We start from the raw sequence: 9,095 nt of genomic DNA, 5'->3' as shown, positions 1-9,095 counted from the left end.
TCCCGACCGTACGCGGGATATTTGGAGCCCTTAGACCTTGGCCAGGGGAGGACGTAACACACGCCAAGAGACGAAAGCTCGACCGGATCATCTACGTGATTCCGTTTACTTCAATCATTGACCAGAACGCTGACGTCGTCCGGAAAATTCTTGAACCCGATGATCAGCCAACTCAGCACGGTAAGGTGATCCTCGAACACCATTCGAGCATTACGCCTGAACAACAGACCTGGCGAGAAAAAATCCTGTGCGAAAACTGGGATGCGCCCGTGGTATACACGACCATGGTTCAGTTCCTTGAGTCTCTGTTCGGCGCTGGAACGCGAGGGGCCCGGCGGATGCATCAAATGGGAAATTCCGTGCTGATCTTTGACGAGGTTCAGACGCTGCCCATCAAGTGTGTTCATCTGTTCAACAACGCTATCAATTTCCTTGTCGAACAATGCAACAGCACGGTCGTCCTGTGTACCGCCACGCAACCGCTGCTACACGATGTTTCGGCAAAAAACGGCGCTATCCGTCTTGCTCCCCAGAATGAAATCGTTCGCGATGTTCGCCAGTTGTTCGCAGACCTGAAACGCGTCGAAATCTGTGATCGGCGAAAACCCGGCGGCTGGGCCTATGCGGAGATTGCACAACTGGCCCTGGACGAGTTGGATCGTGCCGGTAGTTGCCTGGTTATCGTCAACACCAAGGATGCTGCCCGGCAAGTTTTTGAAGGGTGCACAGCGCGGAGCGGTTCCGATAGCGTGTTTCATTTGAGCACCGACATGTGTGCGGCTCATCGAAAACAGGAGTTAAAAAAAATAAGGGATCGCCTCGATGCCGCGTTGGCGACTCTTTGTGTCAGTACTCAACTGATCGAAGCGGGGGTCGATGTTGATTTCGGCGCGGTAATTCGTTCGATGGCCGGGCTGGATTCCATTGCACAAGCAGCCGGTCGCTGTAATCGCAATGGCCGCCCGGAGCCGGGAATCGTTCATCTGGTTAATCCCGCGGATGAGCGCTTGGAAAAACTCCCAGACATCAGAATCGGCCGCGAGCATGCGCTGCGAGTGCTCGATGATTTTGGCGAAAATCCGGATCGCTATCTTGGAAACCTGCTCGGACCAGAGGCTTTGAAGGATTACTACCGCTATTACTTTTTTAACCGCCAAAGTGATATGATTTACCCAGTTTCGGCAAATCAATTGGGTCACGACGATGACCTTCTCAATCTGCTCTCTGGCAATCGCACAGCACGAGAAGAATGCCAGCGTAAGACCGGAAAGGTAGCTGAGCGGCTTCTCAATCAGTCGTTCATGGCGGCGGCCAAGGTTTTCAAAGCAATTGACGCGCCCACACAGGGCGTCATCGTTCCCTATGGCGAAAAAGGCTCCGACCTTGTCGCACGCTTGCATGCCGCTTATGACTTAACTCTGGAGTATGATTTGCTGCGGACTGCACAGCAATACACGGTCAACGTTTTCCCGTATGTTCTGGAAAAGCTGAAACAGATGGAAGCGGTAAGAGAAGTCAACGAAGGGATGCGTGTTTTTAGCCTCGATTCCCGTTACTATAGTAAAGAGTTTGGCTTGGCCGCCGAGCCGGTTTCTCTCATGGAGACACTTAATGTCTGATTTTCATCGCAACAGTATTGAATTCAGAGTATGGGGTCGATACGCTCTGTTCACCGATCCGCTGACCCGAGTAGGGGGCGAGAAATTCTCCTATCAGGTGCCCACTTACGAAGCCCTCAAAGGTATCGTCAAGTCAATTTACTGGAAGCCGACTCTGATCTGGGTCATTGACGAGGCTCGCGTCATGAAGCGAATCCGTACCCAGACCAAAGGTACCAAGCCACAAGAATTCAGTGGCGGTAATACGCTCGCGATATACACATTCCTTTCCGAGGTTGAGTACCAGGTCAGGGCACACTTCGTGTGGAATACCCAGCGGAATGAACTGGCAGCGGACAGGGTTGAAGGCAAGCACTACGCAATCGTCAAGCGCATGCTGGAGCGTGGAGGGAGGCAGGACATTTTCTTGGGGAGCAGGGATTGCCAAGCCTATGTAGAGCCATGTGAATTTGGTACCGGGACTGGCGAACTTGATGATGCAGGGGAGCTTTCGTTTGGCCTGATGTTCCATGGTTTCGATTATCCAGATGAGACCGGGGAGAAGAAACTCCAAGCGCGCTTCTGCCACCAGAAGATGGTCAATGGCGCGATCCGTTTTGACATGCCTGAAGACTGCACTGTCAGAAAATTCGTACGCGAGATGAGCATCAAGCACTTTGGCATTGGCGGGAGTCAGCGCTCGATTTATGACGAAGCTGCCGAACTGGAGGGAGTGGAATGAGCTGGATTCAAAAGCTGTATGACACTTACGAGCAGTGCGCGGACACGGTTGAACCCGTCGGGGCATCGCTTTGGCCAATTTCACACTTTGTGAAGCAGGCCCATGTAGAAATGGTAATTGATGACAAAGGAAATTATCGCAAAGGCAGGGCGAAGAAGCTTGAGTGGGCCGAGTCTCCGACACTCATTCCGGCGACAGAATCTTCTGCGGGCAGAACCGCGGGCGTAGCTCCTCACCCTCTATGCGAGGAGATTGGTTATTGCGCAGTGGATTTCTCAGCAGGACCAATGACTGAGGAGCAAGCGGCTTACTTGCACCTGCTTTCTGACTGGTGCGAGTCGGAGCACGCACATCCCAAAGCCCGCGCTATCCTTGCTTATCTCAGCAAGGGAACACTAAAAAGAGATTTATTGGAGGAAAACATTTTTCCGGTCGTGATAACTAATAGCCGTGGACAAAAAACAAAGCTTGAGGATCGCAAGGTGTTTATTCGCTGGAGGACGGAGGAATTTGGGAACGTATGCTCCGGTACTTGGGAAGATCCGACCTTGATTAGATCGTGGATTGACTTCGACGAGCAACGGAACGGTGGAAAAGGTTTTTGCATGGTAACAGGTTCCCAGACTCGGTTGGCACAAAACCATCCGCGATTCATTCGACGGCCGGGTGACGGCGGCAAACTCATTTCTGCGAATGACTTTAGCGGTTTTACGTTCAGAGGCAGATTCACGGACGGAAAAAAAGACTACGAGAGACAGGTCTGCAGTGTGAGTTTTCAGGTTAGTCAAAAGGCCCATAACGCTCTTCGCTGGCTAATAACACGTCAAGGTTATCGACACAACGATCAGACGGTCGTCAGTTGGGCTGTATCGGGTAAGCCTCTCCCTGACCCGTTAGAGAGCACGCTAGCTCTCTTCGGAGTCAGCCCGGCGACTTTGGTAGCTCCGACGTCACTTGGCACTGGCGTGGCACAGGCGTTCGCACTTCGCCTCAAGCAAGCGATTGCAGGCTATGGCTCTCAGTTGGAGCCGACGGAAGATATTGTTGTCATGGGCCTGGATTCTGCTACGCCAGGGCGGATGGCAATCACCTTTTACCGAGAACTAAATGGTTCCGAGTTTCTTGAGCGGATTGAAGCCTGGCACTCGAAGTGTGCTTGGGCTCAGAATTTTGGGAAGGAGAAGAAATTCATTGGCGCGCCTGCACCTGCGGATATTGCAGAAGCAGCTTACGGGACGCGCGTCGACGACAAGTTGAGAAAGGCCACTGTTGAGCGCCTATTGCCGTGCATTGTCGATGGCTTGCCGGTACCTGTCGACCTCGTTAAATCGACAACTCGGCGTGCCAGCAACCGTGTCGGCCTTGATCGTTGGGATTGGGAGAGGGGCCTGGGAATCGCCTGCGCACTTTTCAAGGGCTACCACACAGAAAGGGGTTACCAAATGGCTTTGGAACAAGACCGAACGAGCCGCGATTACCTTTACGGGCGGCTACTTGCAATCGCAGAAAACATCGAAGGACGAGCGCTGTTTGTAGCAGGTGAAAGGCGCGAGACGACGGCTGCACGATTGATGCAGCGCTTTGCGGATCGCCCATTTTCCACATGGAAAACCATTGAGTTGGCACTAAGCCCGTACAAGACTCGCTTGCGTACGCAGCGCGCCGGATTTTTACATGGAATGGAAAAGCTGCTTGATGAAGTGATGGCTTTATTTATCGGTACTGAGTTTGCCAAGGACTGCCAACTCTCGGGAGAATTCCTGTTGGGCTACCACTGTCAGCGACAGGCTTTGAAGCCCCGCGACGTACCTGATAACGCGCCTGATGACGATCCTAGCAATAACAACGGTGAGAACTGAGGAACACACTATGACGACCCTGCAAAACAAAATTGACTTCGCGCTCGTATTTCGCGTGAGGAATGCCAACCCGAACGGTGATCCTCTGAACGGTAACCGGCCTCGCACGGATTACGATGGTTTGGGCGAAATGACTGATGTCTGTATCAAACGCAAACTTCGTGATCGCCTGCAGGAATCCGAGCACTGCATCTTCGTCCAGTCGGATGATCGAAGGATCGATGGGGAAGTGAGCCTTCGTGCGCGAGCCGAATCCGAAACGAACGGTCTTGGCAAAAAGGCATGGGATGCCAAGAAAGCAAAGAAAGATGACACGGCTAAAGCGGCTTGCGCGAAATGGTTTGACGTCCGTTCCTTCGGACAAGTGTTTGCCTTCGGAAAGGAAGGGGATGCAAGTGGCGTTTCCATCCCGATCCGTGGGCCGGTTACGATCCAGTCGGCATTCAGTAAGGAGCGAGTCAGCGTTACCAGTACGCAGATCACCAAGAGCGTTAGCGGTGAGGGCGATGGTAGCAAGCGCGGTCCCGACACGATGGGCATGAAGCATCGCGTAGATTCTGGCATTTATGAGTGCTACGGCAGCATCAGCCCCCAACTTGCCGGACGTACGGGATTCAGCGATGACGATGCTGAGGTAATCAAGTCCATTCTGCCCAAGCTATTTGAGAATGATTCTTCGGCGGCCCGTCCTGACGGCAGTATGCAGATATTGAATCTGATCTGGTGGAAGCACAACAGCAAGGCCGGGCAGTATTCCTCCGCCAAGGTTCACGATTCGCTGCGCAACATTCTTCAGAACGATGGCAGTTTTGACCATGACGCGTTGCGCAAAGCCTTGCCGGGGTTGGAGCCCGAAATCATCGATGGTTTCTAAGGCAGGCCAGTGATCAGCGTTGCTCGGCGCAATGCTGTTTCCGGTGGCGCTGCTTGGCTTTGGTGGACGATGAGCCTCGTCAAGTTCGACCAAAACCGGCAGCAAGATGACGATTTTCATGCGGGCCGGTGGGTGGCGATTCTGGCGCGGGTTTGTGCGATGGCTTCATCGACATCAACGGCGCCAATTTCGCCCCGGTCGAAGGCGTCAGATCTACGCTCGACTTCTTCCTGCCACGCGGCGAGGATTTCGTCGTCCTTTGCGAGGCTGGCGAGCAGGCGTTCGGCCAGATGGATGCGGTCGGCGGTGGCCAATTGCAAGGCCGCGGCTTCAATGTCTTCAAGGGGTGAGGCAATCATGATTCGATCCTCCGTTGAACCGGACTCCATGCTATCTCAAGCACCTTGCCAATGCCATACAAAGGGCGCAGCCTATGCCCGCTGAACCACTCGACCAGATTATGATCTCCGCCCTGCAGCACTGGAGCTATTGCCCGCGTCAGTGCGCCTTGATTCACGTCGAGCAGGTGTTCGAGGACAACCTTTTCACCCAGCGCGGACAGGCCTTGCACAAGCGGGTCGATGATCCCGGCTTCGAGGTGCGCGCCGGGCTGCGGGTCGAGCGAGCTCTGCCGCTGTTCTGCGACCGCCTGGGGTTGGTCGGCAAGGGCGATGTCGTCGAATTCCTGCCCGATGGCACACCCTATCCGGTGGAATACAAACACGGCTCGCGTCACAAGCGGGCCGACATTGCCGCCTGTGACGACCTCCAACTCGCCGCGCAAGCGGTTTGCCTGGAGGAGATGCTCGGGCGTGCAGTGCCGGAAGGGGCGCTGTATTACGCCTCGTCGCGCCGCCGGCGAATCGTGCTCATCGACGACGAATTAAGGGCGAGAGTCGAAACCGCTGTCGGCGAAGTGCGCCGACTCCTTGTGGCGGCTAGCTTGCCGCCGCCGCTCAATGACGATCATTGCCGCGCCTGTTCGCTGCGCGACCTTTACCAGCCAGAGGTGGCGGCGCGCTCATTGAAGCGAGCGGCCGTGGTGAGCACCTTGTTCGAGTTGGACGACTGCTGATATGCAACTACTCAATACGCTCTACGTCACCACACCCGAAAGCTACATCCATCTCGACAACGACACCCTGCGCGTCGAGGTCGAGAAGACGACGCGCCTGCGGGTGCCGCTGCACCACCTCGGCGCCGTGGTGTGCTTCGGCTATGTGTCGGTTTCGCTGCCGCTGATGCATCGTCTGGCCGACGACGGCATCAGCCTGGTTCTGCTCGACAGCCATGGTCGTTTCAAGGCTCGTCTGGAGGGGGCGGTGTCGGGCAATGTCCTGCTGCGGCAAGCGCAGCACGGTCTGGGACGCGATCCGGCCTTCGCCCTGGCGGTGGCGCGCAATTGCGTGGCCGGCAAGGTGCGCAACTGTCGGCAGGTTCTGCTGCGCGGTTCGCGCGAGGCCAAGGTGCCGGAGGAGGCCGAACTTCTCTCCCGAGGCGCGGCCGATCTGGCGGCAACGCTGCGCGCACTGCCGACCGCTGCCGATCTCGACACCTTGCGCGGCTTCGAGGGCGAGGCCGCGCGCCAGTACTTCGCTGCGCTGACCACCCTTCTCCGGGCCAGTGCGCGAGCGAGTTTCCGTATGGATGGCCGCAACCGGCGCCCGCCACGCGACCGTATCAACGCCCTGTTGTCATTTGTGTACACCTTGCTGATGAACGATTGCCGGTCTGCCGTGGAAGCGGCCGGCCTCGATCCGCAGATCGGTTTTCTGCATGCGGTGCGGCCGGGGAGGGCGGCGCTGGCGCTTGATCTGATGGAGGAGTTTCGCGCTTTTGCCGATCGCCTGGTGCTCTCGCTGATCAACCGTGGGCAAGTCGGGGCGAATGACTTTGTCGAGCGCGAAGGTGGCGCAGTCCTCCTCGAAGGCGATGCGCGCAAGACGGTGCTGGTCGCGTATCAGGAGCGCAAGCAGGAAAACCTGAGCCATCCACTGCTCAGCGAACCCGTCCCTTTCGGCCTGCTGCCGCATGTTCAGGCCAGACTGCTGGCACGAACGCTGCGCGGCGATACCGCCGAGTATCTGCCTTACCTGGTGCGCTGAGACCATGCTGGTCATCGTTTGCTACGACGTGAGTACCGAAACGAGCGCCGGCCGGCGTCGCCTGCGGCGGGTGGCAAAGGTCTGCGAGAGCATGGGGCAGCGGGTCCAGAAATCGGTCTTCGAGTGTCAGGTCGACCGCGCGCAATTCGAACTGCTGGAGCGAACTCTGCTCGCCGAAATCAAGGCCGATGAAGACAATCTGCGCTTTTACCGGATAGCCCAACTGAAAGGCTACGAAGTCAGGGAATATGGCCGTTTCCGCGCCACCGACTTCGATGCTCCTCTGGTCTTGTAGTCTTGCGCGAACCTGGAGTGGCCATGGATTTCCCGGGAGGTTCGCGCAGCTTGTTCTGCGCTGAATTCATTCAATTTTCCAGCCTGGCGCCATTTCGCGTAAGATGCTTTTCGCTCATGAGCAAGGGGTTCGCGCAAAGCGGACAATTTGTTCCTCTGCTTCCAGAGGTTAGGGAAGATGAGCATCGCCCCTCGGCAACGAGGGGCGCGGATTGAAACAGATTCTGGGAAAGTTGCATGGGGCCGTCTGTCTCTGGCATCGCCCCTCGGCAACGAGGGGCGCGGATTGAAACAGGACGATCCTGGCTTTGAGCTTGACGTATTGTTCGAGCATCGCCCCTCGGCAACGAGGGGCGCGGATTGAAACGAGTCTACCGTTTCCGAGGTGTAGAATGAGCAGCGCGCATCGCCCCTCGGCAACGAGGGGCGCGGATTGAAACTGCTGGGCACATCGTCTGCATACGACGGTGTAAATAGCATCGCCCCTCGGCAACGAGGGGCGCGGATTGAAACAGAGCATGGCCATGCAGGTGGTTGCGACCATTCGCGCATCGCCCCTCGGCAACGAGGGGCGCGGATTGAAACTCGATCTGCTCCGCCTCGATCAGCGTGCGCAGGTCGGATTCAGCATCGCCCCTCGGCAACGAGGGGCGCGGATTGAAACAGCCTTACAAGGCCACTCAACAAACTCGACTCCTGCATCGCCCCTCGGCAACGAGGGGCGCGGATTGAAACTACGAGCTTATCCGAGAAGACAAAGTGCTCGAAGGCATCGCCCCTCGGCAACGAGGGGCGCGGATTGAAACAGGAAAAGTTTTGCGCATCACCCCTTGGCCATGCGCATCGCCCCTCGGCAACGAGGGGCGCGGATTGAAACCTTTAGGCGTGTACGCGAGAAAGAAAATTTGTGGCATCGCCCCTCGGCAACGAGGGGCGCGGATTGAAACTGGGCTGCGAGTTGGGCGTTGACGGCGGCCATGATTTCGCATCGCCCCTCGGCAACGAGGGGCGCGGATTGAAACGCGGATCAGATCGTACGAGAACGTCAGCTTTCCCTGCATCGCCCCTCGGCAACGAGGGGCGCGGATTGAAACCCCTCTCTCAAGCCAGAGAGCGCCTATGCCAAGCGCATCGCCCCTCGGCAACGAGGGGCGCGGATTGAAACGGTGAGGGCGGCTTGCACGGCGCGGAGGATGGAGGGCATCGCCCCTCGGCAACGAGGGGCGCGGATTGAAACCTTTGGGGGGGTGGGGCTGCATGGGCTAGGCGCGCATCGCCCCTCGGCAACGAGGGGCGCGGATTGAAACAAATCCTCGGTCAGCGCCGCAAACGAATGGAACGGGCATCGCCCCTCGGCAACGAGGGGCGCGGATTGAAACCTGTCCGGAGAAGCCCCGAAATCCGCGAAAGTGTTGCATCGCCCCTCGGCAACGAGGGGCGCGGATTGAAACGAGTTTCTTGGCTTCGTCCTGCTTGATTTTGGCGGCATCGCCCCTCGGCAACGAGGGGCGCGGATTGAAACTCTGCCTAATCCAGCAATTTCGAGATGTCCTCGGCAGACTGTTACGTCCTCCCCTGGCCAAGGTCTAAGGGCTCCAAATATCCCGCGTACGGTCGGGAAGA

General features: G+C 57.0%; 8 protein-coding genes and 1 CRISPR repeat array. Of the genes, 7 read left to right on the top strand and 1 reads right to left on the bottom strand.

Features of this window, described 5'->3' with window-relative positions:
* The 4 genes from ACCAA_RS02840 to cas7c form a co-directional block, all read left to right on the top strand.
* Positions 1 to 1,619 (top strand): CRISPR-associated helicase/endonuclease Cas3 (locus ACCAA_RS02840; protein WP_342674021.1); only part of this gene is annotated, 1,619 nt, incomplete at its 5' end.
* The gene (cas5c, locus tag ACCAA_RS02835) at positions 1,612 to 2,340 is read left to right on the top strand and encodes a type I-C CRISPR-associated protein Cas5c (protein ID WP_186405741.1); all 729 of its coding nucleotides are present in this window, start codon (positions 1,612 to 1,614) and stop codon (positions 2,338 to 2,340) included. The genes ACCAA_RS02840 and cas5c, both read left to right, overlap by 8 nt.
* Positions 2,337 to 4,199 carry a type I-C CRISPR-associated protein Cas8c/Csd1 gene (gene cas8c / locus ACCAA_RS02830; protein ID WP_186405740.1) on the top strand — a complete coding sequence of 621 codons (1,863 nt, stop codon included), beginning with the start codon at positions 2,337 to 2,339 and terminating at the stop codon, positions 4,197 to 4,199. Before cas5c ends, cas8c begins: the two co-directional genes overlap by 4 nt.
* 10 nt (positions 4,200 to 4,209) lie before the next feature.
* Positions 4,210 to 5,073, top strand: a complete 864-nt coding sequence (cas7c, locus tag ACCAA_RS02825) for a type I-C CRISPR-associated protein Cas7/Csd2 (protein ID WP_186405739.1) — start codon at positions 4,210 to 4,212, stop codon at positions 5,071 to 5,073.
* Between the two features lie 116 nt (positions 5,074 to 5,189).
* Here cas7c and ACCAA_RS02820 read toward each other — a convergent pair whose 3' ends face one another.
* A complete protein-coding gene (locus tag ACCAA_RS02820; RefSeq protein ID WP_186405738.1) occupies positions 5,190 to 5,432 on the bottom strand; it encodes an addiction module protein in 243 nt (80 codons plus the stop codon).
* A gap of 74 nt (positions 5,433 to 5,506) precedes the next feature.
* Between ACCAA_RS02820 and cas4 the strand changes: the two genes are divergently transcribed.
* From cas4 to cas2, 3 genes are read left to right on the top strand one after another with little or no spacing between them, the layout of a single operon-like run.
* Positions 5,507 to 6,148 carry a CRISPR-associated protein Cas4 gene (cas4, locus tag ACCAA_RS02815; RefSeq protein ID WP_186405737.1) on the top strand — a complete coding sequence of 214 codons (642 nt, stop codon included), beginning with the start codon at positions 5,507 to 5,509 and terminating at the stop codon, positions 6,146 to 6,148.
* A gap of 1 nt (position 6,149) precedes the next feature.
* Positions 6,150 to 7,178 carry a type I-C CRISPR-associated endonuclease Cas1c gene (gene cas1c / locus ACCAA_RS02810; RefSeq protein WP_186405736.1) on the top strand — a complete coding sequence of 343 codons (1,029 nt, stop codon included), beginning with the start codon at positions 6,150 to 6,152 and terminating at the stop codon, positions 7,176 to 7,178.
* A gap of 4 nt (positions 7,179 to 7,182) precedes the next feature.
* Complete coding sequence (cas2, locus tag ACCAA_RS02805) at positions 7,183 to 7,473, top strand: CRISPR-associated endonuclease Cas2 (RefSeq protein WP_186405735.1); 291 nt, start codon at positions 7,183 to 7,185, stop codon at positions 7,471 to 7,473.
* A gap of 181 nt (positions 7,474 to 7,654) precedes the next feature.
* A CRISPR array of direct repeats spans positions 7,655 to 8,994; the repeat unit is 37 nt; unit sequence GCATCGCCCCTCGGCAACGAGGGGCGCGGATTGAAAC.
* Positions 8,995 to 9,095 lie beyond the last annotated feature (101 nt).

It is taken from the genome of Candidatus Accumulibacter aalborgensis (genome assembly GCF_900089955.1).
Taxonomy (GTDB): Bacteria; Pseudomonadota; Gammaproteobacteria; order Burkholderiales; family Rhodocyclaceae; genus Accumulibacter; species Accumulibacter aalborgensis.
This window is presented reverse-complemented; position numbering and strand designations above follow the sequence as displayed.

Excerpts from the sequence above, each read along its gene's own strand:
- cas5c (WP_186405741.1), top strand. The coding sequence starts at position 1,612 with ATGTCTGATTTTCATCGCAACAGTATTGAATTCAGAGTATGGGGTCGA.
- cas8c (WP_186405740.1), top strand. The coding sequence starts at position 2,337 with ATGAGCTGGATTCAAAAGCTGTATGACACTTACGAGCAGTGCGCGGAC.
- cas7c (WP_186405739.1), top strand. The coding sequence starts at position 4,210 with ATGACGACCCTGCAAAACAAAATTGACTTCGCGCTCGTATTTCGCGTG.
- ACCAA_RS02820 (WP_186405738.1), bottom strand. The coding sequence starts at position 5,432 with ATGATTGCCTCACCCCTTGAAGACATTGAAGCCGCGGCCTTGCAATTG.
- cas4 (WP_186405737.1), top strand. The coding sequence starts at position 5,507 with ATGCCCGCTGAACCACTCGACCAGATTATGATCTCCGCCCTGCAGCAC.
- cas1c (WP_186405736.1), top strand. The coding sequence starts at position 6,150 with ATGCAACTACTCAATACGCTCTACGTCACCACACCCGAAAGCTACATC.
- cas2 (WP_186405735.1), top strand. The coding sequence starts at position 7,183 with ATGCTGGTCATCGTTTGCTACGACGTGAGTACCGAAACGAGCGCCGGC.